Origin of the sequence: Pedobacter roseus (assembly GCF_014395225.1) — a bacterium.
GTDB classification, from domain to species: Bacteria; Bacteroidota; Bacteroidia; order Sphingobacteriales; family Sphingobacteriaceae; genus Pedobacter; species Pedobacter roseus.
Genome location: NZ_CP060723.1, coordinates 5,507,205 through 5,532,406 on the forward strand (window position 1 = coordinate 5,507,205; position 25,202 = coordinate 5,532,406).

Sequence of the window (25,202 nt, forward strand, 5' to 3'; positions counted from 1 at the left end):
CCGGGGTTATCAGAGGCAAATTAATAAAAATCGTAACATCTTAGGCCATTTGCACGGCCACCATTGGAACTATTTGGAAAATATTTTTCGTAACCTACGCCAATTTCGGATGTTCCGCCTGTATTGCTGTAGTTGATTTTAGAGGTTGTGGCATCGTGACTGATGCCTAATCTGAATTTTTCGCCGTTGGTGCGCCTGTTGAAAATGTCAAAAATCACCGAAAAAACAACAGCATCATTTCCGTTAGAATTACCATCGTTGCGGTACCAGATACCTGCGTTGATGCCCGCATATTTATATTGCATGCCCACGCTGAACGATTTTACGTTGCCCTGTTTGTAGGCAACAATAGACGGGATGAGGTAATTGCCATCGCGATCGTACTCATCAGGCACCAGGGTTAACTTGTAACTTAAATTACCTGAGATGCGCATCGGCAATTTGGCCTGAAAACCCGATAAGGATTCATCCGGACGGTTAAGGTGATGCACGGCCAGTCCCATCATAAATTTCCCCACCACGAGATTGGCACCAGCATTGGAGTCGAAATAATACCGGCTATCTACGCTTGGCCTTTCGGCGCCAGAAACACTACCCGGAATATAACCAGTACTGATATCGATCTGATCACCAAAAACAAGTTTATCCCAGTTTAACTTTTGGTTGGTAATGCCTCCCTGTAAGCCAAATGATAAAGCAAAATCGTCTCCACCGATAATATAAGAATAACTTAGGGCAACATTGTTCTTCACCAGGTAAGCAGTACCCTCACTGCTGCGGTTAAAAATAATCCCAATACCACTGTTTAATCTCCTTAGGTTGAGGTCGCCGGAAGCCGTCATGTATGAAAAATCACTCGCCAACCCCGTCCACTGGTTGCGGTATAAGGCATTAAACCTGATGTCGCCTTCAAACTGCCCGGTTAAAGCGGGATTTAAGTAAATCGGCGCATTGTAAAACTGCGAATAAATATGGTCCTGCGCCAACGAAACCATTGGCAGCAACCAAAACAAAAATAATATTACCCTTCTCCTCATCATCTTATTAAATATATTACGCCCGTTTTCTTTGGAGGAGATGAATCGTAAGTCATTCCTTTCCAATCGCTGCCATTAATAAATTTTATCTCTATTTTCCAATAATACACGCCCTGTGGCTGCTCTTGTCCGTTATAGGTACCATCCCAGCCCTCTAAAGGCGCCCCGTCATCCAATTTGGTCGTTGTCCATAACTGTTGTCCCCATTTATTGAAAACAGACATCTGCCACTCTTTTATGCCACGGCCTTTCGCCTTAAAAATCTTGATTTCGTTTTTAGCACTGGCGGGCATAAATGAATTTGGAATATTCAGAAACCCTGGTACTCCAATAATCCTTACGGATTGGAAAGTGGTAGAAGAACAACCTTCTTTATTTAATACTTTAAGGGTTACGTTGTAATTGCCCTCATTGGCATAAGTGTGGGTTGGATTTTGCAGGGTAGAAACGGCGCCATCGCCAAAGGTCCACTGCCAGCTCACTGCATCGGTACTAATATCCTTAAAGCCAAATGAATAATTTGGGATCGAAATTTCGTTACCCGGAGTAACTGTAAAGCTAGCTACCGGTGGGGCCACAACACGAATATAATCGGCTATGGTAGTACTGTTTGTACAGCCCAATGCATTGGTTGCTGTTAGGGTAACTGCATAATTTTTACCCGGACCATTAAAGGTGTGCGTGGGTTCTATGGTATTTGATGTTGGCGAACCATCTCCAAAATCCCAAACATAACCTATTGCACCGGTACTGGTGTTTTTAAATTTTACGGTAACTCCGTCACAACCACTTGTTTTGTCTGCGGTGAAACTTACGCTGGGTTGTGGCAAAACTTCAACGGTTTCGGTTGTTGAAGCGTTGGAGCAATTGTTTGATGCGTATAAAGTAATGGTATATTTCCCAGGCTGGGTAAAGGTATGCGATATGGTTTCGGGAGCGGTATGGGTAACCGTAGTGCTGCCATCACCAAAATCATAAACAAAAGTGCTGGCGCCTTTGGTATTGTTAAAGAAATCGACTTTTAAAGGTGCACAACCTTTAAGCTGATTGCTGTTGACCACCAATTCCGGAGTAATGTCGTTAGGTGCCACACGAATTGAATATTGTGATTCATTGCTTCCGCACTCATTGGTCGCGGTCATTTTTACCACATAATCCCTAACCGCCAACGTGGTGTAAGTGTGGCTTACGCTGTTTTTATCGGTTACAGTTAAAGGTGCTGAGCCATCCCCAAAATCGTAAGTATAACTGGTATAATTTCCTGGTGAGGTATTGCTAAATGCCACCGCCAGAGGTGAGCAGCCTGTTGTTTTATCTGGAGAAAAAACGGAAACCGGTTTTGCTTTTACCAATACCGTTGAAGTTTGTGTAGTGGTGCCGCAGGCGGTAGTTGCCTTTAATGTGACCGTATAAGTCAGGTCTTTTCCTGTTGGATCTGCCTGGTAGGTAACCGCTGGTGGTTGCGCTAAATTTGAAGTGGTACCGTTTCCGAAATCCCAGTTGAAGGTTGCCGCCGTTAATGAATTGGAAGTATTGGTGAAAACAACATTTAACGGTCCGCAGCCCGATATTGCACTCTGTGTATAAGCAGCGGTTACACTTTGTATGGTACTAAAAGTATGACTGGTTTCATCACTACTACATCCCAGGCTGCTCGTTACCACCAGTTTGATCACAACACTTTCGTTATCATTTGCAATGGTATAACCTGGAAAAGTAATCCCTGTGCCAATCTGTATGCCGTTAGCAAACCAGGTATATGTACTGTTGCGGTCGGTATAAGGTGTTGCAGATATGTTGGATGCCGTTAAAATGAAAGGTGGACAACCTTTGTCGGTATTAAAAACCAACCCGGCTTTAGCAGGAGGGTTAACCGTTATTTTAACCTGGTTACTTAAATTGTTACTGCAAGCGCCGCTGGTTACCGATCGCCTGTAATAAATGGTTGCGGTAGGGGCTGGAGGCGTAAAACTAACACCGGTTGCTCCCAATACATCACTCCACACCGTTCCGTTAGTGCTTGATTGCCATTGATAGGTATAACTACCGCTACCTCCGCCTGGTACTGAGCCTGTAAGCGGTGCTGCAGCTGTACCAATACAGATGGTTTGATCGGCTGAAATGGTGTTGTTGGTTAATCCCGGTAACACGGTAACCTGAACTGAGTTGCTGATCGACGTACAGATGGTGCTGTTCACCAGCCGCCTGAAATAAGTTGATGAACTTACAATTAAGGTTAAATCTTTATTGGTTGCCGATGGAACATTGGTCCAGGTATTTCCATCTGCGCTGCTTTGCCATTGATAGGCAAATGTTCCCGTACCACCAGTGGGAGTGTCGCCCGTAATGGTAATGCTCTGGCTTGCGCAAACCGGGGCAGTTGATGCTGAAATGTTATTGGTAACAGGTGAATAATAAGTAACCGTTATTTCATCTACAGAGGGCGGGCAACCATTAAAACCTGCAATGGTCCACCTGAAGATATAAGTTTGTCCTGGCACCAAACCCGTAACAGTGGTATTATATAACGTGGGATCGGTGATGGTAACGCCCGTTTGTGCGGAGGTTAAAGTCCAGTTACCACTGTTTGGTGCAGGATTATTCCCGTTTAAGGTAATTCCATTTCCGCTACATAAATTTTGATCTGAGCCAGCGTTCGCAGCTACCGTTCCGGGATTTACCGTGATGGTGGTTGCCGTTGAAATGGCTTCTGCGCAGCTACCACTTTGTACTACTGCCCGGAATTTAGTGCTAATACCAAGGTTAGAAAATACGTAAGGATTGGCTGTTGAAGTAATGGTGGCCCAGGTTACGCCGTTATCAATAGAACGTTCCCAGCGGATGAGATTTCCAACCTGTCCGCTTAGCGTAATATTACCGCCATTGGCGCCTGCACAAACATCTACATCTCCGGCAGTGGTTCCGCCTATACTCAATGGATTAACGGTAATTTGAACATCATCACTTGAGGTAGAGCAGTTGGCGTCTGCAATCGTCCACCTTAAAATATAGGCGTTACCGGGCACTAAGCCGCTGATGTCGGTTGTAGCCTGTGTATCATCCGTAAAAGTTATAGCGGTGGGGGCCGAAACAATGGCCCATTTACCCGTACCTACTAAAGGAGCATTTCCTTTTAGGGTATAAGTAGTTGCGTTACATATTGCATCATCAGGACCAGCATTTGCCAATGTTGCGCTTGGCAATACCGTAATGGTAACGCTTGTGGCTACACCCGGACAACCATTTGAAGATACTGGTGTAATGGTATAAGTTACTGTGCCTGATGTAGTGCCCGAATTGGTTAAAATATCATTAATCTGTGTGCCTGCCGATGCAACAGCCCTGGTGGTATTTCCGGTTATGTTACCAGTTACTGTGCTGGTATAGGTATAATTTACTGCTGTTAAATTGGCCGATAGGGTAATGGCTGATGATGTTTTATTACAAATGGTTGGGTTAGCAGCCGTTGCCGTTACCATTGGGGTTGGTTTAACCGTAACCACCAAATTAAATGGCGTGCCATCGCAACCATCTAAATGTGGGATAATGGTATAGGTTACCGTGGCATCAGCACTGAGATCTGTATTGGTTAATACATCATTAATATTTCCGGTTCCGTTTGTGGTGTAGCCGCTAGCTGAGGCTGTTCCTGTAGCTGTCCAGGTGTAAGTTACATCAGTAGCTGCAGATGCTGGCGTATAGGCGACGTTATTGCCTGTACAGATGGTTTTGGTAGACGCGCTGGTTAAGCTGATGTCAGGTTTTATTTTTAAGATGATATCGTCATCGATCTGGTTACATGGTGGCGCAAGTGAGGTGGTTACCCTTAAGGTTAAAGTAACCGTACCTGCAGCTTTTTCAGCTGCAGTTGGTGTGTAAACAGCATTTAAAACGTTTCTGCCTGGAGTAAACGCTCCTGCGCCGCCTATCCAGGTTTGTGTAGCGGTTGTGCCTGTTATGCTTGCGCTTAAAGCGAAACTGGGGTCATTAAAGCAGATGCTCTGATCAGCACCGGCATTAACTACGGGTGCTGTACTGAAAGTGAGCACCTGGGTATCAGTTGCTGTTCCGCAGTTGTTTTTGTGTGTAACGGTTATGGCATAAGTATCGTAGCTATCAAATTTAATGGATGGGTATTTCGAATTCGCCGTTGTACCCCCTGCAAAACTATAAGTCCCGGCACCCGATGGAACAACCGTCCACGTATAAGTATCTGGTAAATCTTTTGATGTTCCGCTGATAGTCGTTTTGGTTGGCCCGGTGGTGGTATTGTTAAAATCGTAGGTAGAGAGGTTGCAAAGTGTAATGTCAGGAGAAAGGGTAGCCTTTGGACTTTCGTTTACCACAACAGTTTGTGGCAGGCTTAACACCGGACCGCAAGATGGGGTAGAGATGCTTAGCGTAATGGTATAAGTGCCGGGGTTAGTAAAGCTGAACTGCGGTTCTTTACTGGTTGCACTTGTACCGCCGGCATAACCTACTGAAGGTGTGACTGACCAAAAATAGTTATTAGCAGCATTGCAAATATTATCCAAAACGGAAAGATCTGTAGGCTTTAAGGTTGTTCCGGAGCAGATGGTGGTAGACGGTAAACTAAAAGCAGGTTTCGGGGGATCCTGGATACAGATTTTCATTTCAACCGGATCAGCATTACACGAACCCGAACTATTGGATTCCAGCCGGATCGTATGCTCACCATTTGTTGGGAATTTATAAACGAGGTTATAAGATCTTGGCTGGTTTGCCTTAACGGGTACACCATCAACGTACCAGTTATAAGTTACCTCATTCGGTGTGCAGCCCAGTGTGTTGGTATTTGGGTTTTCTCCCAAAGTAGAGGTATTTACAAAAGTAATGTCAGTATTGGTACATCCTGGATTGTTATAAACAAAAGAGTTTACCGGTTTTACCACAACTTTGGCTGATGAAGATACCGGGGTACCGATTATCCCGCAAAAAGTATTCGATACATTGATGGAAACATCAAAAGCATTAAAAATTGTTCCGGCGCTTGAGGTAGAAACACTTCCGCATGAAGATTTGATGTAAGAGTGCGCTACAATCCCACCATTGTTAATGATTTCGCAAAGGGTGTAAGTGGTTGTGGTCTGGTCGCCCCAGGTAATGGTATAAATATCGCCTGGAAAGTTGTTTTGAATACCAGAGGCTGAAGTCACATCCACATTAAAAGTTAATGCCCCTAATGGCAAACAAACTACTGTGTTTCCTGTATTGGCGAAAGCAGTTACCGTTTTATTATTAATGAGCAGATAAGCCTTTGTGGCAACCGTACCATCAGGCATCACGGCTTTGGTGTAAATGGTATAGTGTGATTGTTGAGCAGTAAAACTTTGTATTGCTGTAGCGAAACTAATGGCAGTAGTACCTCCTCCGCTTCCTTCATTGGTTACAGTGGCCGTAACGGTACTGTTTGCGGTAGATTCATTAGTGAGCAAAAAGGCATTATTGGGCTTGCTGGTGCAGGTACCAAAAGTCTCTTTATTATTGTTGTTTAGATAAGCTGAGGTAAGTTTTGCCTCAACGGATGGACCAGCCTTAACTTCAAAAGCGCTGGATGCAGCACTTACGGAGCTAGGAGTAGTTGTTTTTACCCGAACCCGGTAACCTGTGCCGGGGGCTAATGTGGCAGGAAGTAATCCGTTAATGTATGTGCTGTAAAAACCTGCATAGGTACCGATGAGTGTTTCGGTGCCGAAATTTCCATTTTGATCGGAGAGGTATAGTTGAAATTGATTTCCCTGCGTTGAACAACTTGATGGTACGGTGAAGGGAACGGCAATGGTACTGCGTGGGGTAAATGGGCCGGGATCTACCGTGCCAATACTAACCTGGGCGAAACCTGCTGACGTACACAAAAATGCCCCAAAAAATAGGACAAGAAAAAGCCATTTCCTTTTACAACGAATCTTCATAAATCTCTAACACTAGGGAATGATTTTATTGCGTTCTGGAAGCGTTGTTTTGAACCTGCTTTAACCACTACTCAGGAGTGAGTACCCGGCCTAAGACGCGCCAATAAATATTCAGGAACAAAGGACGTAATTTTTGGATTACATTTCCTAAATTTTTACACCAATAATAACTAAATGAGCAGGTTATAAGCAGATGGAATTTCGTTTGTAAGCGTAAAAAGGCATAAAAAACCCCCAGAGCACAAATGCCCTGAGGGAATATTTTTACACGAAATAGTTTCGCTATGGTGGTGATATTACATCATACCACCCATACCGCCGCCGCCCATTGGAGGCATTGGAGAACCACCTTCTTCAGGTTCGTCTGCTAAAACAACTTCTGTAGTTAATAACATCGCTGCGATTGAAGCTGCGTTTTCTAATGCTACACGACTTACTTTAGTTGGATCGATAACACCTGCACCAATTAAGTTTTCGTAAACATCAGTACGTGCATTATAACCGAAATCGGCAGTACCTTCTTTAACTTTTTGAACTACGATAGAACCTTCAATACCTGCGTTTTCGCAAATTTGACGTAATGGCTCTTCAATAGCACGACGGATGATCTGGATACCTGTGTTTTCATCTTCGTTAGCACCTTTTAGGTTAGCTAAAGCCTCAACTGCACGGATAAAAGCAACACCACCACCAGCAACGATACCTTCTTCTACAGCCGCACGGGTTGCATGTAAAGCATCATCAACACGGTCTTTTTTCTCTTTCATTTCAACCTCACTTGCTGCACCTACGTAAAGAACTGCAACACCGCCAGCTAATTTAGCCAAACGCTCTTGTAATTTTTCTTTATCGTAATCAGATGTAGTCGTTTCGATCTGAGATTTAATCTGACTTACGCGAGATTTAATATCATCTGAGTTACCAGCACCGTTAATTACAGTTGTATTGTCTTTATCAACAACAACTTTCTCAGCAGAACCTAAATAAGTTAAATCAGCATTTTCTAATTTATATCCTCTTTCTTCTGAAACAACGATACCGCCAGTTAAGATTGCGATGTCTTCTAACATTGCTTTTCTTCTGTCGCCAAAACCTGGTGCCTTAACAGCAACAACTTTTAACGAACCACGGATTTTATTTACTACCAAAGTAGCTAAAGCTTCGCCATCTAAATCTTCAGAAATGATTACCAATGGTTTACCAGTTTGAACCGTTTTTTCTAAAACAGGCAACAATTCTTTCATGTTGCTGATTTTTTTGTCGTAGATTAAAATGTAAGGATTTTCTAATTCAGCTTCCATTTTATCTGCGTTAGTTACAAAATATGGAGATAAATAACCTCTGTCAAATTGCATACCTTCAACTGTTTTTACTTCAGTTTCAGTACCTTTTGCTTCTTCAACAGTAATTACTCCATCTTTACCAACTTTGCTCATTGCTTCCGCAATTAATGAACCAATAACCTCGTCGTTATTTGCTGAGATAGATGCAACTTGTTTAATTTTATTGTTATCATCACCAACCGCTTGTGATTGAGATTTTAAGTTTTCTACAACAGCAGCAACTGCTTTATCAATACCACGTTTTAAATCCATTGGGTTTGCACCTGCAGCAACGTTTTTAATACCGGTTGTAATAATCGCCTGAGCCAATACAGTAGCAGTAGTCGTACCATCACCAGCAATATCAGCTGTTTTTGAAGCTACTTCTTTAACCATTTGAGCACCCATGTTCTCAACTGCATCTTTCAATTCGATTTCTTTAGCCACAGTAACACCATCTTTGGTGATTGCTGGTGAACCGAATTTTTTATCGATAATTACGTTACGACCTTTTGGACCTAAAGTTACTTTTACTGCATTTGCAAGAATATCAACACCTCTTTTCAGGGCGTCGCGTGCTTCTACGTTATATTTTACTTGTTTTGACATTTCTTTTTTGAATTTTGAATGATTGTATGAGAGAATGATTCAATTTATTTCTTCTCATTCTAACATTATGATTTTATTTGTTGATTGATGCTGAATTCTCTCATTTGAAATTCAGTCATTCAATCATTAATTATTTACCCAACAACAGCGTAGATATCAGTTTCACGCATAATAAGGTAATCTTTGCCTTCGTAAGGGAATTCGGTACCACCGTATTTACCATAAATTACAACATCGCCAACTTTTACGCTGGCTTTTTTACCTTCAGAATCTTCTTCAGAAACAGAAACTACAGTTCCTTTAGATGGTTTTTCTTTAGCAGTATCAGGGATATACAAACCCGATGCAGTTTTTTCTTCTGCCGCAGCCGGTTCAACTATTACTCTGTTCGAACTGCCAGCAATTGGTTTAAGGTTTAACGCCATAACTTTTATTATTTTTTATTTTGATTTTAAGTTTTTTAACTATCCATACATTTAACACTTTTTGTGCCAAGTGGTTTGGAGGGACAAATTTTCACCAAATTGTCAATTTTTTTACCCGAATGGAGAATGTGGGTGTCAGCATGGCAGTAAGTTTTCATTTTTTTAGCCAGATTATTGTTGTTTTTATTAGTGCTTCAGCGATGACAACTTTACCGGCCTTATGCCCATTATGTTTTCAATGCTGAAAAAAACTTTTATATGGCCTTTTCTGTTAAATATTTCCAGTACCTTTTAGGTACATGCTGCAAGTGCAGTTTTGTGTTTTTGCGGGCCACAATGTTGGCACTTTTAAAATAATCTTTCCAAAGCGTGGCATACAACGCTTCGCCTTCGCCCATTAAAACCGGAGCAGGATTTTGCTTATTTACGCCATTGCTAAAACTGATGGTGATTTCTTCAACCGTATTTAAATTATAATGCAAACCATATTTACGTTTCAAATCATAAATTACCCATTGTTGATCGGCGTAACGGTTTTTAAAGTGATTGGATATTAAGGGCAGTACATTGAAATCAGGATCAATACCTGCATAAAAAATCCCATCGCCTGTTTTTTGAAAACGAATAAAGGCTTCCATGCGGTGTTTTTCGCGCTCTACACTTTTGGCATATTTGGCAAGTGCAATTACATGTTCATTGCCATAATTGTTTTCGGCACCGGCCGGATGCTGAAAAATATAGATGCTAAATTGAAAGAGGTGATGATATGCTTCCGGAATTTCTGACAAATAACTGCAATAATATTTGCGCAGCCAATCCTTTCTCAGTTTCTTTTCCAATCCCGCCCAAACCCGTTCTGCTTTTTCTGCATCAGTGTTCACGGTAAAGCTTTCTACAAAAGCTTCAGGCTGGAAAATTTCAGTCGATTTTAACACAACTTTTCCCGGTTTGCGCTCAAACCACTCGAAAACAGCTGTTAAAAGGCCCTGAAGGGAGCCATCGAAAATGTAAGTCATTAGTTGTTTGTTAAATCGTCATCTCGACTGAAGCGCAGCGAAATGGAGAGATCTATGATAGATTTCTCGACTGCGTTGCACTCCGCTCGAAATGACGAGCGCTTTTAAAACAAAATCATCTGGTTACTATCCGTTTTTAAATATTTACTCTGGCTTTCGGCCAAAATAAAAGCTTTAATCTGTGTGCCCTGATAATCTTTCAATTGGTATGGACTATCTAAACAGGTGATAAAGTGTTTTGCCCGGTTATAAGCCACACCGATTTTCTTTAACTGATCAATCCTTAGTTTGCCGAATTTCCGGGCCTGCACAATTTTTTTGGCAGACATTACGCCAATACCCGGAATACGGAGAATCATGTTATAATCGGCAGTATTAATATCTATCGGGAAATGCTGCATGTTGCGGATCGCCCAGCTTAGTTTTGGATCAATATCCACATCCAGGTTTGGGTTGGCATCATTTAAAATTTCCTGCACCTTAAAACCGTAAAAGCGCATTAACCAATCGGTTTGGTATAATCGGTTTTCTCTTAATAATGGTGGCTGGGTTCCCAAAATTGGCATCCGTGTATCGTTACTAATGGGTACATAACCCGAATAATAAACCCTTTTGAGCGCAAAATTTTTATAAAAGGCATTGGCCGTGTACATAATGTCTTTATCACTTTCGGGTGTTGCGCCAATTACCATTTGTGTGCTTTGACCAGCAGGTACAAATTTGGGCACATGTTTAATCAGTTTTTTATCTGCGGTAAACTGCGTAATCTGTTGCTGTACAAAGCCCAGTGGTTTAATCACATCTGCGTGGTTTTTTTCAGGTGCCAAAAGTTTTAAACCCGCTTCGGTAGGCATTTCTAAATTAATACTCATCCTGTCAGCGTAAAGGCCAGCCTCTTTAATCAGCTCATCGCTGGCTCCCGGAATGGTTTTCAGGTGGATGTAACCATTGTAATTCTGCTCCAGCCTTAATTTTTTTACCACTAAAAGCAAACGCTCCATGGTAAAATCGGCATTTTTGAAAATCCCCGAACTTAAAAACAGCCCTTCAATATAATTGCGGCGGTAAAAGTTCATGGTAAGGTCTACCACTTCATCTACCGTAAAGGCCGCACGTTTAATGTCGTTGCTTTTCCGCGATACACAGAACAAACAATCGTATATACAATGGTTGGTTAAGAGGATTTTTAAAAGCGAAACACAACGTCCATCTTCGGTATAAGTATGGCAAATGCCGGAAGAGTGACTGTCGCCCAGCCCTTTAGTAGTGTTTTTTCTTGTGCCGCCGCTTGATGAACAAGAAACATCGTATTTAGCGGCGTCAGCAAGAATATTAAGTTTTTCACGAATTCGATCAGACATAGGGGGAATATTTACTAACAAATATAGCTTAATAACTAAAAATATTAGTAAATAGATTTGTTAAATCTATTCGTTTAAGGAATAATCGTAATCTTAACTAAAACTGTTTGAAGGATTAAAGGGCAACTGATGAACCATTTGATAGTTTGCCTGATAGTATTGTAATGCTGAAAAAAATCGGTCTGCTTCAGTTTCATGATTTTTAAGCGGACTGAAATTGGCCACAAAATCAGGATTGTTAAATGCAATTTGATAAAAATAACCACCATTAAAGTTGTCAAACATTTCGGTTACGCTCGTTACATTTTCCCAACTGCAAAAAAAATCTGTTCTTCGGTACAAGAAAGAAGTACTTTTTAGTTTAATGCTGATTCCGTTTTCGTTGATCAGCACTGTACTGTGCACAAATATTTGCGTTCTGGTTATCCATAATAAAAACAGCGCCATCGAAATCATTGCTGTAGCAACTAAAAATAAGGTGCTAAGTTCTGAAAGTGAAGTGGGTAAATTAAAAAGGCAATACAACATTAAGGATATAAAAATCGCGGGTATGCCAACCATTGCGATTAATAACACACTATTTTTGTGGTATTTTAATTTATAGGAATGCATAAGGATTAATTTTTTATAAAATTAAGGCCTTATAAATTGTTCTGAAATACTGATTAATAGGTAATTCTTGACAGACCGGCTGTAGGTTTAATTACCCTCCCATTCTTTGTAAAACTGATCAAGGTACAATAACATAAAATTATGCCTTTCTATCGCTATTTTTTTACCTGCCACGGTATTCATCATATCTTTAAGCAATAGCAGTTTTTCGTAAAAGTGGTTAATGGTTGGGGCAGTGGTATTTTTGTAACTTTCTTTGTTCAGGTGCTCTTCCGGTAGGATGGCTGGATCATAAAGCACCCTGTTCTTAAATCCGCCATAAGTAAATGCCCTGGCAATACCAATGGCACCAATGGCATCCAGGCGATCGGCATCCTGAACGATTTGCATTTCTTTTGAAGTAAAACCTGCTCCATCAAAACTATTTTTGAACGACATGTGCTGAATAATCAGCTTAACATGTTCAATAGTCTCTGCATCAACTTCGATAGATTTTAAGAAGGAAGCTGCCATATTGGGGCCTAATTCTTCATCACCATTGTTAAATTTAGGATCGGCAATATCGTGCAGCAATGCAGCAAATGCAACCACAAATTCATTGCCATTTTCTTGCTGATTGATGGTTAAAGCGGTTTTAAACACACGCTCAATGTGAAACCAATCATGTCCTGCCTCAGCATGCGCTAAGGTTTCTTTTACAAAATCAATGGTTTTCTGGATGGTAACCTGCATAAGATCTAATTTTCTCCAAAGGTATTGGAATTATCTGCAGGGATAAAAAAATGATATCAACAGCGACGGTTTAGCTTGCCGTCGCTGCCCTGTTTTCGTCATCAGCAATGATTTTGATCAAATCACTGTGATTTAAAGTTAATAAATGTGGTACTTCAACTTCTAAAATTGCTGCAATCTGAAATAAACGGTCGATAGTTAATTTACTATATCCGAGCTCAATTTTGCTGTAAGCATTTTGTGATATTTTCAGTTTCGCTGCCAGATAATCTTGAGTATAATCTCTGTATTCTCTAATTTTTCTAATATTCCCGGCAACATTTTTTGTCTTTAACGCCAATACATCTTCCATAAAAGGGATAGTTTTTTAATGTTCTTCTCTTATCTACGAAAATCTTGATATAACAGATTTCGGAACTGCACATTTTTAGCACTAATAGGAATAACGCGAAACGGTAGAAAGAATTATTTATTACAACAAAGGAACAACCTAAATGTTTAATGTATTCTAATTGTGAGTTGCTAATCAGCGCATTACGAAAACTTTAAGCCGCCTAGCTTCGTTTCTTAAATAACCCTGGCGTTAAAAGCCGGTTTATAAAAGGAGTAGCCGAAAACCTCAAACAGAGTAGGCATTATTAAAATTAGAAAACGTTATGAAACTTCAAGAGTTAAATTTAAACGAAATGAAAGAAATCAACGGTGGTGGTTTATTTGGTGGTAATGATTCATCGAGTTCAGGTGGGCTGTTAGGGTCTATCGGAATTGGTAACCTGTTATCATTCTCAAATGAAACCCAAGACGGAGATGAATCGAGTAAAACCTCGTTCTCTTTAGGGAATAACATTGGTGGAAGCTTAGAAGGATTATTCAAAAGCTTAACCAGCTAATTTGACGTAACGACTCAATTTATAAAAAAGGGACTTCTTCGGAGGTCCTTTTTTTATGTCCTGCGGTTAACGTTTTGAATAATAAAATTGTTTTAATTAACTGACAACCAGTTGTTTTATTGTATTCGCTGCTGTTGTTCGATACCTGGTTTTACCGAAATCTGATGTCCTTATTAATGCGTTTGTTAATTAAAGGCTGTTCAAACAGCGATAAGGGAATGCTGAAAACCTTTAACAGAGTAGGCTTATTAAATCTATTTATTATGAAAATGCAAGATTTGAATTTAACAGAAATGAAAGAGATTAATGGTGGCGGTTTATTTGGTAACAACAATTCATCAAGTAATGGTGGTTTATTGGGATCAATCGGAATCGGTAATTTATTGTCGTTCCAAACCGCCAGTAAAGATGGTGATGAAGCAAGTGCAAGTTCGTTATCGATCGGTAATAACATTGGCGGAAGCTTAGCTGGCTTATTTGATAGCTTAAGCAAATAATAACAGTTAAAAATGAATAAAGGAGTGGTAATTCAAAATTACGCTCCTTTTTCTATTCAATTTAATTTAGAGCAATGGAAAATTTATCAGAAAAAGAACTTGTAACTATTGGTGGCGGTGGCTTGTTTGATGGCAATAAGGCCACTATGGGCATATTGCTTACGGCAACAGCAGATAGTTTACTAAACCTCACTTTTACCAGGAGTTATGGCGATTACAAAAATTCTACTACACTTTCGGTAGGTAATGGCATTAACTTAAATCTCGGCTTTTTAGGCCAGAAACAATAATTGAACAATAATTTTAATAAGGACCATTGATTTGGTCTTTATTTTTTTGAAGAAAACCAAAACGACTTAAATGCGTATATCATTTAGATATGGATAGCGACAAATATATATTTCCGAAAGAAGTTATTGAAAATACGGCCGAATACCATTTTCATACCCATAATTCCTACACTAAAATTATATATCAGGTAATACTGGCGGTACTGATTCTTGCTTTTTTAGCCATGTTCCTCATCAAGGTTGATGTAAACGTGAAAAGTACGGGGCTTTTTAGGCCAACTGCAGAGCGGAATGAGATTAAACCACTGATTGCCGGCCGTATCGATTCGCTTTTTATTAAGGAAAACCTGCATGTTAAGGCAGGACAGGTTTTACTCACTATTAAAAAAGAGAATATCGAAAGTCAGGATGCGCTAAACCAGTTTCAGCAAACTGATGTTGAAGACCAGCTGCATGACCTTGGCCTGTTGATCAATGCTTATAAAAGAAACGACTGGTCTAAAAAACTACCCTTAAAATCTGGTGTTTATGGTCAGCAATACAGTTTGTTTATGCAACGGGTTACGGAGGCCAAAGCCCGTTACCAACTCGCTTATAAAAATTACGACCGTTATGCATACCTCTATAAAAGAAAAGCTGTTTCGGCCCTTGAATATGATGAGGTAAAACTTAAAAAAGATAATGTATTTAACGAGCTTTCTTTAATTGGGGAAGAGCAAGGGAGTAAATGGCAAACGGAACTTAACCAGTTGAATATCCAGAACCAGCAATTGGATTCGCGTGATCGGCAATATCAGGAGGAAAAAGAATTTTATACCATTAAAGCGCCTTTAACGGGTACCGTGCAGCAGCTAAAAGGTATCCAGCCGGGAAGTTCCATTTCGGCCAACGAAATTTTAGGCGAAATTTCGCCAGATTCAGGCCTTATTGCCGAAACTTATGTACAGCCAAAAGATATCGGCTTGTTACATGTAGGCACCAAAGCCAGGTTTCAGATTGATGCCTATAATTATAATGAATGGGGGATGGCCACCGGGAAAGTAATATCCATTTCGAGCGATGTTTTTATGCAGAATGGAGCACAACCTTTTTTTAAGGTAAGGTGCCTGCTCGATAAAAACAGCTTGAAACTCCGTAATGGTTATGTTGGGAAAATTAAAAAAGGGATGACCTTACAGGCCCGCTTTTTTGTTACCCGTAGAACATTGTTCCAATTGCTTTACGATAAAGCAGATGATTGGTTAAATCCGAACGTAATCCCTCAAAGTAAAGAAACCCAAGTAACCCGCCTATGAAAAGCATAAAACAATTTTTCGGGGCTTTAACATCAGGAAAAAAAGCGAAGAAAACCATTATTAAACAACATGATGTTACCGACTGCGGTGCAGCGTGTTTGGCCTCAATTGCCATCCATTATGGTTTGGATATGCCCATTGCACGGATCAGGCAGTATGCCTCTACCGATAAAAAAGGCACCAATGTACTTGGACTGATAGAAGCATCGGCAAGACTGGGCTTTTCGGCAAAGGGTGTAAAAGCCGCCTATGATAATCTTTTTACCATTCCCTTACCTGTTATTGCACATGTAAACCATAATAACATTGCGCACTACATTGTGCTTTACAGCATCAACGAATCGTATGTAGAAGTGATGGACCCTGCTTATGGCGAAATGCAAAAGTTAACACCGGATGAATTCAGGCAAAAGTGGACGGGTGTACTGATTATGCTTTTACCGGGAGATGATTTTACCGCAGGTACCGAAAGGATTTCACTCGAAAAAAGATTTCTTTACCTGTTGATGCCACATAAATCGGTTTTACTACAGGTATTGATTGGTGCAATTTTTTATACCATACTGGGTTTATCAACCTCTATATTTCTCCAGAAAATAGTAGATAATGTTTTGCCCGAAGGAAATACCAACCTGTTAAACTTAATGGGCACAGTGATGATCATCATCATTTTGGTGCAGATCTTTATCAATTATGCCAAAACCCTGCTCACCATTAAAACAGGTCAACAGATTGATGCAAGGCTCATACTCGGTTATTACAAACACCTTTTAAAACTTCCACAGGCATTTTTTGATACCATGAGGGTAGGTGAGATTATTTCGCGGATGAACGATGCGGTAAAAATCAGGGCCTTTATAAACGATGTGCTCGTGGGTTTTGCGGTTAATGTTTTCATCTTGATTTTTTCTTTTGCCTTAATGTTTACCTACTATTGGAAACTGGCCCTCATTATGCTTACGGTGGTCCCTTTATACGCCCTAGTGTATTATGTATCCAACCGGCTCAATAAAACCACACAGCGCCAGTTGATGGAAAAAAGCGCCGAACTCGAAAACCAATTGGTAGAATCGGTAAACTCCGTAAGTACCATTAAACGTTTTGGCCTTGAAAATTTTTCAAACCTTAAAACAGAAATCAGGTTTATCAATCTCCTAAAAACGGTTTACACGTCTGGTACCAATTCGCTTTTAGTAGGTAATGCCAGTGGTTTTATTTCGAGTATTTTCTCGGTAATCCTGCTTTGGGCAGGCGCAAGTTTTGTACTGCAGAATATGATTACCCCGGGCGAGCTTTTATCTTTTTACGCTATAATCGGGTATTTTACAGGGCCTGTGATTAGTTTGATCGGGATGAACAAAGTATTTCAGGATGCCCGTATTGCTGCCGACAGGCTTTTCGAAATTATGGATCTTGAAAGGGAGAAAACTGAAAACCGTACCGATTTAACGCCTGATATGATAGGAGATATCAAATTCAGGAATGTAAATTTCAGGTATGGGACCAGGGTAACGGTTTTTGAAGGTTTTGATCTGCATGTGCCCAAAGGAAAAATTACCGCTGTGGTAGGGGAAAGTGGATCGGGTAAAACCACGTTATTGTCCTTATTACAGAATATTTATCCGCTCCAGTCGGGGAACATTATGGTAGGCGAATTCGATATCAACTACATTACCAACGAAAGTTTACGCAAAATTGTGGCCGTGGTACCTCAGGATGTGCATCTTTTTGCAGGCAATGTGATCGAGAATATTGCGGTGGGCGAAATGGAGCCTGATATGAAAAAAATTATTCGCATCTGCGCCCAATTGCACATTATGGACTTTATTGAACGGCTACCCAATGGATTTGATACTTATCTGGGCGAAAATGCAACCAATTTATCTGGCGGACAGCGGCAGCGTTTGGCCATTGCCAGAGCATTATACCGTGAACCGGAAATCCTGATTCTGGACGAGGCTACATCTTCGCTCGATTCTTCTTCCGAAGAGCATATTCACCATGCCATTTCCCTTCTCCGTGAAAGAGGAAAAACGATTATTTTAATTGCCCATCGTTTAAGTACGGTGGTAAATGCAGATAAGATTGTGGTGTTAAAAGAGGGAAAACTGATAGAAGAAGGCACGCATGAGCAGCTTATTAAGTTGGATGGCATGTACACCGGCATGTGGCATAAGCAATTTCCATCAATTGCTGCGGCTGTTAAAAAAGGAAAGAAAAAAACTGTTGAAAATTTAGATGCTAAGGATTAATATAATCCCCAGTCATCTTCAAATTCGTCTTTTTCGAAGTATTTAACCCATTCGATAAATAACAAACGGAATTTCTCCATTTCGTCTAAAACAATGTCTTTATATTCTGGCGTGCAGATTTCGAACATATCTGCTGCCCTTACCTGGGTTTCGAGTTCTCGGCAATTGGTGCGGATAATGGAAGCATTCTCCATCCTTAAAATATACATATCGGCACCTTCAGCACCAACAATTTTAGGACAGAGCATCAGTGCATTCTGCATAATTAAGTTTGCAGTCATTTCGGCCATTTCACCTTCAAGCGTTTCGCAGAACAGGGCCGCATATTTATACACAGCCCTAGCCTGGTTATAAAGGCTTTTAGCCCTGGTTACCTTTAATCTAACTTTTTCCGCGTCATCACTCGATAGATTTTCTTCATCCTCATCATCGCGGCCAAAACGGCTAAAATGCTCCCATTCGGGCATGTGGTCCATGTCATCAAATTCCATATTCTTCAAAATTTTCTACGTTATGGTACGTAAGAGAGCGTAATATATTAATTTTCAATCAAAAAGACTATGCCTCAATTAGTGGTGCCCTGCGCGAGCCATCATATAATTCGTATTCCAATAAACGACAATCTAATTTACCATTATAAAATTCAATTTTTTTAGATGCTTTTAAACCAATTTTCTTTGCAAGATCAGGGTTTCCGGTGAAAATATAACCAGAATAACCTTTGCATTTGGTTTTCATATAATCGCCCATTCGTTTGTAGGTTAACTCCAGTTTACTGTGCACACCCAAACGTTCCCCGTACTCAGGATTAAAGACCACAACACCTCTGCCATCTTCCGGAACGGGTGTTAATTCAAAATCACAAACTTCAAATTCGATCAAAGTATCAACCCCTGCGGTTTTCGCATTTCTTAGGGTTACTTCAACCGCATCCTCCGAGAGATCGGAAGCTATAATTTTAAGGTCAACATTTTTAATTACCTGATCTTTTAAAATCCTGCGCTCCGTAAAAAAATCTTCTTCATTATATCCTAATATGTGCATAAAACCATAATTCATGCGGTATAAGCCAGGTGCACGGTTAGTGGCAATCAGGGCTGCTTCAATGGCTAATGTTCCCGAACCGCACATGGGGTTGATGAATGGCGATTTTCTATCCCAATTGGATGCCAAGATAACACTGGCAGCTAAAGCTTCTAACATGGGTGCTTTTCCGGGGATTTTACGGTAACCGTGTTTGGCAAGCGTTTCGCCCGAGGTATCCATAAAAACATCGGCATCGGCATCTTTCCAGTATAAATGTACCACTGCTTTATTGGCGTCTGATCCTGAATTTGGGCGGATGCCTTTTTTCTCTTTCATGCGGTCAACAATGGCATCCTTAACTTTTAAATTCGCAAAAAGGGGAGTCGTAATATTTGGGTTATCAACATTTGAGGTAACCGAGAAATAGCCCGAAAAATCGATCAGTTCTTCCCACTCAATGGCCGAAATTTCTTTGTATAGGTCATCAGGCGTAATGGCCTTAAAACTTTTAATGGAGTACAGGATCTGACTGGCACAACGCAGGTTTAAATTGAGCTTAATACACTCTGTAAGGGTAATATTGAGCTCAACACCCGTGGCGAAAGCGCGTACTATTGTATAGCCTAAAGCCGTAACTTCATCTTGAAGATATGCAGAAAGGCGCTTGTTGCAGGTAATAATTACCTTGCTTTTATTGTGGAAAACTTGCATCATAATATATGCGAAGTTATCAATAAAATTATAGAGATTTGATGTTTATAGTACATTAAGTAGTATTAGATATGGAAATTAAAGGAAAGGTGCACGAAGTAGGTGCCACACAACAAGTAAGTGAAACGTTTAAAAAGCGTGATTTAATAATAGAATACGCAGAAAATCCAACATACCCAGAATATATCCGTTTTGAGGCTTTACAAGATAAAACTGCATTATTAGATACTTTTAAAGCAGGTGATGAAGTTGAGGTGTTCTTTAATTTACGTGGTCGCCCTTGGACAGATAAACAAGGTAAAACATCATATTTTAACAGTTTGGTAATCTGGCGTATCAACGCCGTTGCAGCAGGCGCTCCGGCAGCAGCTCCAGCTTATGCAGCTCCGGTTGATGTAAGCAGTACGCCAGGTGAAGATGATGATTTGCCTTTTTAAATAAAGAATCTTTTTTAAGCAAACAATTTTGAACCATGCCGGGGCTTTTGCTCCGGCATTTTTTTTGCCCCTTCGCCAGATTTCCGAAGTTTACCTGGGGCAAGGTGCCTTAGCTAACTTCGGAAGTTTCCCCAATGCTCAGCGCTGTTAAAATATGTTAAAAACAAACAGTTAGCTTTGCGATTCAGTATTTTTGATATCTGTTTAGATTTAAAAAGATTGCGATTTGGTTTTTTATCCTTAAAACCATTCTGGTTCAATGAAGAAAAAGAGTTTTTGGTTAATTACTGTTTTGATGACGGTTGCTTTGCTGGGTGTTTTTGTAATGCAGTTGTATTACATCAGGGAATCCTATAAGCTAAAATCTCAGCTTTTTGATGAACAGGTAAACCAAACCTTAACTACCGTTGTAAATAAAATCCAACGCAGAAATGTTGCCGATCACCTTAACCGTAAAGACGCAGAAAACAAGCTGAAACAGCTCCAGGACTCAAGGCAGCGCACACTTGATATTAAGGATTTAAGACAGCAATATGTGCAGCAAAGCGAATTAAAACAAGTTGAACGAGAGAATGAGATCGAAAATTACCTGAACCAGCAGGATAGTATTATCCGTAATACTTACCGTGCGCCTGCGGTAATTTCTGAAAAGGAATTTAGTTCGTTAAGCTCAAAAAACGGCGATAAGCTTGATTTGCAGGTGGATGTTTTCGTGGATATGAAAAGCCTGATTATAAAAGGTTACAGTATGCGTACAAAGCCTTTTGCTACACCGCCAAAAGCATTTGAGTTTAAAAGTTTACAAAGTTTGCCCGATACTTTGAGATATCTGGTTTTCGACCCGAGGGATGGTAGCCCGGGTTTTGCCAATGTTCCAAAGATACCAAGCGACTTACAGAAAAAGTTTAAACGCGAAGATGAGATTGCTAAAAAGCAGTTGGAATTAAAAATTGCAGCCTTGGGCAAAGATACTTTTTCGTATACTAGGTTAAGTGTGGTTGAGGATGTATCAAAAGAACTGCAGGAAACCAGAATACCAATCTATAAACGCATTAATTTCGATGTCCTTGGCAACTTATTAAAAGATGAGCTTTTAGCGCATAATATTACCCTGGAACCTGCTTACCGCATTTCTCTTGCCCAAAAAGATTCGACTATTTTTATGGCGGCTTCCAATGTAAAGGGAGAATTTTTACCAGAGAATACTTATAAAACCCCTTTATTCGGGAACGATCTGTTCCGCGATCCGGGGATGCTTTTTGTAAGCTTTCCGAATAAAAATTCGGCCATTATTTCCAACCTGAGCGTGACATTGGCATCGTCTGTAGGATTATTACTGGTACTTGTTTTCATTTTTTCTTACACCCTTTATGCCATTTTAAAGCAAAAGAAATTAACCGAAATGAAAACGGATTTCATCAATAACATGACGCATGAGTTTAAAACGCCCGTGGCCACGATCATGATTGCCAGCGAAGCTTTAAGGGATCCCGAAGTGACAGAAGATAAGGCCCGCTTAAAACGTTTAGCAGGCATTATTTATGATGAAAACGTGCGTTTGGGTAGTCACATTGAACGTGTTTTAAGTATTGCCCGTTTAGAAAAAGGGGAACTTAAACTGGAGAATACCGAGGTGGATATGAACGACTTGATCGTAATTGTGCTTGATAGTATGGAGTTGCAGCTGCAAAAAAGAAATGCAATCATCCATGTTAATACCGATGCCGAAAATGCAGTGGTTTTTGGCGATGAACTGCATTTATCAAATGTGATTTATAACCTTATTGATAACGCAAATAAATATAGTACCGATACTCCTGAAATTACCATTACTACGCGTAATACCCATAAAAGTGTAATTGTAGAAATAGCGGATAAAGGCATTGGGATGACCAAAGATCAGTCAAAACGCATTTTCGATCAGTTTTACAGGGTGCCAACAGGTAACCTGCATGATGTTAAGGGTTTTGGACTGGGCTTAAACTACGTTCAGGATATTATTAAAAAACTGAACGGAACGGTTAAGGTAAGTAGCGAAAAAGATAGGGGAACTACGTTCGAAATATCTTTACCTTTATATAACGGATAACCGTCGGTACAAAAGCTTGCTTTGTCGACACATTAAAAAACAAAGGGTTTAATTTGCCTAATATAGTAGTGTATTAATTTAATCTACAACATAAATTAAACCGTTATGCATACTCAGAATCAAACTTTCAGTGTAGGTAATGCTACATACGTGAATAAAATTAAGAAAATGAAAAAAATACTTCTGGTAGAAGACGACCCAAATTTAGGATTATTATTACAAGACTATTTGCAGCTTAAAGGCAAGTTTGATGTAGTGTTATGCACTGATGGTGAGGATGGATTAAAAGCATTTAATAAGCAGAACTTCGATCTATGTATTTTGGACGTGATGATGCCGAAAAAAGATGGCTTTACGCTCGGTAAAGACATTAGGAAGGTAAATACACAGGTTCCGATCATTTTTGCAACAGCTAAAACCATGCTGGAAGATAAATCTGCTGCTTATGATTTGGGCGGTGATGATTACATTACCAAACCTTTCCGTATAGAAGAACTCTTATTGCGCATTAACGCAATGTTTAAGCGCGTAGCCAATAAAACAGATAACAGTGATGAAGCGGCAGAAACACAGTTTTCTATTGGCAAATATCATTTTGATTATACTACCCAGATCATTACCAACGATGATCAGCAGCAGAAGCTTTCTACCAAAGAAGCTGAATTATTGCGTTTATTGTGTTTAAAAAAGAATACCGTTTTAACCCGAGAAGAAGCTTTATTAAGCATCTGGCATGATGATAATTACTTTAACGGAAGAAGTATGGATGTGTTTTTAAGCAAATTGCGTAAATACCTTCGTGCTGATCCGGCCGTAGAGATTATCAATGTGCATGGGAAGGGTTATAAGTTGTTGGTGAGCTAAGGTATTTAAGGTTAGAATGTTCCGGAGCATGATTCTTAAACATATAATTTTCCCGAGTTGTTAAAGGTTGGAATGTTTTAAGGTTGAAATGTTTTGCGCGCCAAAACCAACCTTCCAACTTTTAACTTTTCAACATTACAACTATCTATATATACAGGTTCTCTTTAATAGCAGGAATAATATTCCTTTCCTGTGCAAGTTTGAATAAAGTATCAACCGCTTTGCGGCCTTCTTCGCCAAGGTTGATGCTGTATTTGTTTACGTAAAGTTCGATGTGTTTGTACATCACGGCTTCGTCCATGGCCTGTGCATGCTGGCGGATAAAATCGATGCCTGATTTTGGATGTGCAAAAGCAAATTCTACCGATTGCCGGATCAAACGGTTTACTTTTAACTGCACTTCACGGTCTAAATTACGGTTGATTACGATCCCGCCCAAAGGAATGGCACAGCCGGTTAATTTCTCCCAGTAATCGCCCAGGTCAACAATTTTTGTTAAACCTTTATCCTGGTAGGTAAACCTGTTCTCATGGATAATCAGTCCCAGATCAATCTGCTCATCAAGCAGGGCCGATTCGATTTCGGAGAAAACAAGTTCCTGTTTGTTCTGCAAATGAGGATAGGCAATACCCAACAAGAAATTTGCGGTGGTATATTTTCCCGGGATACCGACTTTGAGTTCTGAGTTGGGAGTTTGAAGTTGGGTCTCTTCGAAATGGTTTTTACTGATCAGTAAGGGGCCAACGCCAAAGCCAAGCGCACTACCGGCATCCAATAATGCATATTGATTGGCTACATAAGCAAAAGCATGAAAACTTAATTTGGTAATGTCCAGCTCACCCTTCATTGCTTTCTGATTTAAAGTTTCTACATCATCGTAAAAAACCTCAAATTCTAATCCTTCAGTATCAATTTTATGGTGAATCAGGGCGTCAAAAATAAAAGTATCGTTAGGGCAGGGTGAAAATCCAAGTGTAAGTTTCATCTATTTATTTTTTGTTTTCAGGTGTTAGATGGAGCCTTTGACAATTAAAATAATTATTTTAATTGTGTCGGGTTCATAAATCAAAATTAACTACTGCGCCATAGTAATTGGTCATAATCAGTTCATTTCTCCAATAAAAGCAATCGCCCAGTCATTCAGGTTTTTTATTGCGAGGCCTATTTTCCAGTTCTCTTTATTCCTGGGCTCTACATAGTTGGATACACTTCTGATCTGTAAACAATCTATATTCAATTGTTTTGCCGCATAAAAAACAGCGGCACCCTCCATGCTTTCGGTGGTTGGGTTCAGCCTTTCTATCAGGTTTCGAATACTTTTTTCACTTCCGGTTACGCAGTTCATCGTAATGCCTTTAGCCAGTGGCAAACCGACTTTTCGTTGGGTCTTAGCGGTGTAATGGTTCTCCCCAAAACCTAAATCGGTTATGGTTAAAAACTCATCACCATTTTCTGCCCCAAGCTCGGCAAAAGTATCTTCAGTAATGTTCAATACAGTACCCAGGGCAATACTCTTGTCGAAAGAACCTGCAATGCCGAAATTGACCACCAGGTTATATTGATGCGAAAGGTGTTTGCCCAGCGCAAATGCTGTTGCCACCATCCCCACACCTGTAATTAATAGGTCGAAATTTTTACTTTCTACAAAATTCCCCTCTGGCAGGTTAAAGTGCTGGTAAAAAAAGGTGAGTTCGGCTTTGGTAGCAGCAACAACTAAAGTTTTCATACGGTAAAGTTAGCGAAGATATGTAAGATGTAAAATGGAATAAGGATGATGGAAGAGAATAAATCTAAGATGAATATA

21 protein-coding genes are annotated in these 25,202 nt (G+C 40.1%); 8 read left to right on the forward strand and 13 right to left on the reverse strand.

Going from position 1 to position 25,202, the window contains the following annotated elements; all coding sequences use genetic code 11:
* Window positions 1-20 precede the first annotated feature (20 nt).
* The 9 genes from H9L23_RS22775 to H9L23_RS22815 form a co-directional block, all read right to left on the reverse strand.
* On the reverse strand, window positions 21-1,040 hold the full coding sequence (locus H9L23_RS22775; RefSeq protein ID WP_187592461.1) for a PorP/SprF family type IX secretion system membrane protein: 1,020 nt from the start codon (window positions 1,038-1,040) through the stop codon (window positions 21-23).
* On the reverse strand, window positions 1,037-6,913 hold the full coding sequence (locus H9L23_RS22780) for a PKD domain-containing protein (RefSeq protein WP_246474764.1): 5,877 nt from the start codon (window positions 6,911-6,913) through the stop codon (window positions 1,037-1,039). The genes H9L23_RS22775 and H9L23_RS22780 overlap by 4 nt, the downstream gene beginning before the upstream one ends.
* A 353-nt stretch (window positions 6,914-7,266) precedes the next feature.
* Entirely contained in the window at window positions 7,267-8,901 is a 1,635-nt protein-coding gene (gene groL, locus H9L23_RS22785) for a chaperonin GroEL (RefSeq protein WP_187592463.1), read from the reverse strand.
* Between the two features lie 134 nt (window positions 8,902-9,035).
* A complete protein-coding gene (locus tag H9L23_RS22790) occupies window positions 9,036-9,326 on the reverse strand; it encodes a co-chaperone GroES (protein WP_025141798.1) in 291 nt (96 codons plus the stop codon).
* Between the two features lie 254 nt (window positions 9,327-9,580).
* A complete protein-coding gene (locus H9L23_RS22795) occupies window positions 9,581-10,342 on the reverse strand; it encodes a TIGR03915 family putative DNA repair protein (protein ID WP_187592464.1) in 762 nt (253 codons plus the stop codon).
* 104 nt (window positions 10,343-10,446) lie between these two features.
* Window positions 10,447-11,703 (reverse strand): putative DNA modification/repair radical SAM protein, encoded by a 1,257-nt coding sequence (locus tag H9L23_RS22800; protein WP_187592465.1) that lies wholly within the window; start codon window positions 11,701-11,703, stop codon window positions 10,447-10,449.
* A gap of 93 nt (window positions 11,704-11,796) precedes the next feature.
* Complete coding sequence (locus H9L23_RS22805; protein WP_187592466.1) at window positions 11,797-12,315, reverse strand: hypothetical protein; 519 nt, start codon at window positions 12,313-12,315, stop codon at window positions 11,797-11,799.
* An 87-nt stretch (window positions 12,316-12,402) separates the two neighbouring features.
* Entirely contained in the window at window positions 12,403-13,047 is a 645-nt protein-coding gene (locus H9L23_RS22810; protein WP_187592467.1) for an HD domain-containing protein, read from the reverse strand.
* Window positions 13,048-13,117: 70 nt separating this feature from the next.
* The gene (locus H9L23_RS22815) at window positions 13,118-13,399 is read right to left on the reverse strand and encodes a helix-turn-helix domain-containing protein (protein WP_187592468.1); all 282 of its coding nucleotides are present in this window, start codon (window positions 13,397-13,399) and stop codon (window positions 13,118-13,120) included.
* A gap of 304 nt (window positions 13,400-13,703) precedes the next feature.
* On the opposite strand from H9L23_RS22815, the gene H9L23_RS22820 reads away from it, so the two are divergent.
* From H9L23_RS22820 to H9L23_RS22840, 5 genes are all read left to right on the forward strand, one after another.
* Window positions 13,704-13,937: a hypothetical protein gene (locus tag H9L23_RS22820; RefSeq protein ID WP_187592469.1), complete on the forward strand. Its 234-nt coding sequence runs from the start codon at window positions 13,704-13,706 to the stop codon at window positions 13,935-13,937.
* A gap of 263 nt (window positions 13,938-14,200) precedes the next feature.
* Complete coding sequence (locus tag H9L23_RS22825) at window positions 14,201-14,434, forward strand: hypothetical protein (RefSeq protein WP_187592470.1); 234 nt, start codon at window positions 14,201-14,203, stop codon at window positions 14,432-14,434.
* Window positions 14,435-14,508: 74 nt separating this feature from the next.
* Window positions 14,509-14,724, forward strand: coding sequence for a hypothetical protein (locus H9L23_RS22830; protein ID WP_187592471.1), 216 nt, complete (start codon window positions 14,509-14,511; stop codon window positions 14,722-14,724).
* A gap of 89 nt (window positions 14,725-14,813) precedes the next feature.
* Window positions 14,814-16,019, forward strand: a complete 1,206-nt coding sequence (locus H9L23_RS22835; RefSeq protein ID WP_187592472.1) for an HlyD family secretion protein — start codon at window positions 14,814-14,816, stop codon at window positions 16,017-16,019.
* Entirely contained in the window at window positions 16,016-18,271 is a 2,256-nt protein-coding gene (locus H9L23_RS22840) for a peptidase domain-containing ABC transporter (protein ID WP_187592473.1), read from the forward strand. Before H9L23_RS22835 ends, H9L23_RS22840 begins: the two co-directional genes overlap by 4 nt.
* On the opposite strand, the gene H9L23_RS22845 is transcribed toward H9L23_RS22840, so the two are convergent.
* Both H9L23_RS22845 and H9L23_RS22850 read right to left on the reverse strand, forming a co-directional pair.
* Window positions 18,268-18,762: a hypothetical protein gene (locus H9L23_RS22845; protein ID WP_187592474.1), complete on the reverse strand. Its 495-nt coding sequence runs from the start codon at window positions 18,760-18,762 to the stop codon at window positions 18,268-18,270. The two genes, H9L23_RS22840 and H9L23_RS22845, sit on opposite strands and share 4 nt — an antisense overlap.
* Before the next feature lie 67 nt (window positions 18,763-18,829).
* Entirely contained in the window at window positions 18,830-20,008 is a 1,179-nt protein-coding gene (locus H9L23_RS22850; RefSeq protein ID WP_187595562.1) for a THUMP domain-containing class I SAM-dependent RNA methyltransferase, read from the reverse strand.
* 71 nt (window positions 20,009-20,079) lie between these two features.
* On the opposite strand from H9L23_RS22850, the gene H9L23_RS22855 reads away from it, so the two are divergent.
* The 3 genes from H9L23_RS22855 (at window position 20,080) to H9L23_RS22865 (ending at window position 23,398) form a co-directional block, all read left to right on the forward strand.
* Entirely contained in the window at window positions 20,080-20,445 is a 366-nt protein-coding gene (locus tag H9L23_RS22855) for a DUF3127 domain-containing protein (protein ID WP_187592475.1), read from the forward strand.
* A 259-nt stretch (window positions 20,446-20,704) separates the two neighbouring features.
* Window positions 20,705-22,534 (forward strand): sensor histidine kinase, encoded by a 1,830-nt coding sequence (locus H9L23_RS22860; protein ID WP_187592476.1) that lies wholly within the window; start codon window positions 20,705-20,707, stop codon window positions 22,532-22,534.
* A gap of 168 nt (window positions 22,535-22,702) precedes the next feature.
* A complete protein-coding gene (locus tag H9L23_RS22865) occupies window positions 22,703-23,398 on the forward strand; it encodes a response regulator transcription factor (RefSeq protein WP_187592477.1) in 696 nt (231 codons plus the stop codon).
* Between the two features lie 145 nt (window positions 23,399-23,543).
* On the opposite strand, the gene H9L23_RS22870 is transcribed toward H9L23_RS22865, so the two are convergent.
* Window positions 23,544-24,383: a menaquinone biosynthesis family protein gene (locus H9L23_RS22870; RefSeq protein WP_187592478.1), complete on the reverse strand. Its 840-nt coding sequence runs from the start codon at window positions 24,381-24,383 to the stop codon at window positions 23,544-23,546.
* Window positions 24,384-24,500: 117 nt separating this feature from the next.
* Entirely contained in the window at window positions 24,501-25,124 is a 624-nt protein-coding gene (mqnB, locus tag H9L23_RS22875) for a futalosine hydrolase (RefSeq protein ID WP_187592479.1), read from the reverse strand.
* Window positions 25,125-25,202: the final 78 nt, after the last annotated feature.

Excerpts from the sequence above, each read along its gene's own strand:
- H9L23_RS22775 (WP_187592461.1), bottom strand. The coding sequence starts at position 1,040 with ATGATGAGGAGAAGGGTAATATTATTTTTGTTTTGGTTGCTGCCAATG.
- groL (WP_187592463.1), bottom strand. The coding sequence starts at position 8,901 with ATGTCAAAACAAGTAAAATATAACGTAGAAGCACGCGACGCCCTGAAA.
- H9L23_RS22790 (WP_025141798.1), bottom strand. The coding sequence starts at position 9,326 with ATGGCGTTAAACCTTAAACCAATTGCTGGCAGTTCGAACAGAGTAATA.
- H9L23_RS22795 (WP_187592464.1), bottom strand. The coding sequence starts at position 10,342 with ATGACTTACATTTTCGATGGCTCCCTTCAGGGCCTTTTAACAGCTGTT.
- H9L23_RS22800 (WP_187592465.1), bottom strand. The coding sequence starts at position 11,703 with ATGTCTGATCGAATTCGTGAAAAACTTAATATTCTTGCTGACGCCGCT.
- H9L23_RS22805 (WP_187592466.1), bottom strand. The coding sequence starts at position 12,315 with ATGCATTCCTATAAATTAAAATACCACAAAAATAGTGTGTTATTAATC.
- H9L23_RS22810 (WP_187592467.1), bottom strand. The coding sequence starts at position 13,047 with ATGCAGGTTACCATCCAGAAAACCATTGATTTTGTAAAAGAAACCTTA.
- H9L23_RS22815 (WP_187592468.1), bottom strand. The coding sequence starts at position 13,399 with ATGGAAGATGTATTGGCGTTAAAGACAAAAAATGTTGCCGGGAATATT.
- H9L23_RS22820 (WP_187592469.1), top strand. The coding sequence starts at position 13,704 with ATGAAACTTCAAGAGTTAAATTTAAACGAAATGAAAGAAATCAACGGT.
- H9L23_RS22825 (WP_187592470.1), top strand. The coding sequence starts at position 14,201 with ATGAAAATGCAAGATTTGAATTTAACAGAAATGAAAGAGATTAATGGT.
- H9L23_RS22830 (WP_187592471.1), top strand. The coding sequence starts at position 14,509 with ATGGAAAATTTATCAGAAAAAGAACTTGTAACTATTGGTGGCGGTGGC.
- H9L23_RS22835 (WP_187592472.1), top strand. The coding sequence starts at position 14,814 with ATGGATAGCGACAAATATATATTTCCGAAAGAAGTTATTGAAAATACG.
- H9L23_RS22840 (WP_187592473.1), top strand. The coding sequence starts at position 16,016 with ATGAAAAGCATAAAACAATTTTTCGGGGCTTTAACATCAGGAAAAAAA.
- H9L23_RS22845 (WP_187592474.1), bottom strand. The coding sequence starts at position 18,762 with ATGGAATTTGATGACATGGACCACATGCCCGAATGGGAGCATTTTAGC.
- H9L23_RS22850 (WP_187595562.1), bottom strand. The coding sequence starts at position 20,008 with ATGCAAGTTTTCCACAATAAAAGCAAGGTAATTATTACCTGCAACAAG.
- H9L23_RS22855 (WP_187592475.1), top strand. The coding sequence starts at position 20,080 with ATGGAAATTAAAGGAAAGGTGCACGAAGTAGGTGCCACACAACAAGTA.
- H9L23_RS22860 (WP_187592476.1), top strand. The coding sequence starts at position 20,705 with ATGAAGAAAAAGAGTTTTTGGTTAATTACTGTTTTGATGACGGTTGCT.
- H9L23_RS22865 (WP_187592477.1), top strand. The coding sequence starts at position 22,703 with ATGAAAAAAATACTTCTGGTAGAAGACGACCCAAATTTAGGATTATTA.
- H9L23_RS22870 (WP_187592478.1), bottom strand. The coding sequence starts at position 24,383 with ATGAAACTTACACTTGGATTTTCACCCTGCCCTAACGATACTTTTATT.
- mqnB (WP_187592479.1), bottom strand. The coding sequence starts at position 25,124 with ATGAAAACTTTAGTTGTTGCTGCTACCAAAGCCGAACTCACCTTTTTT.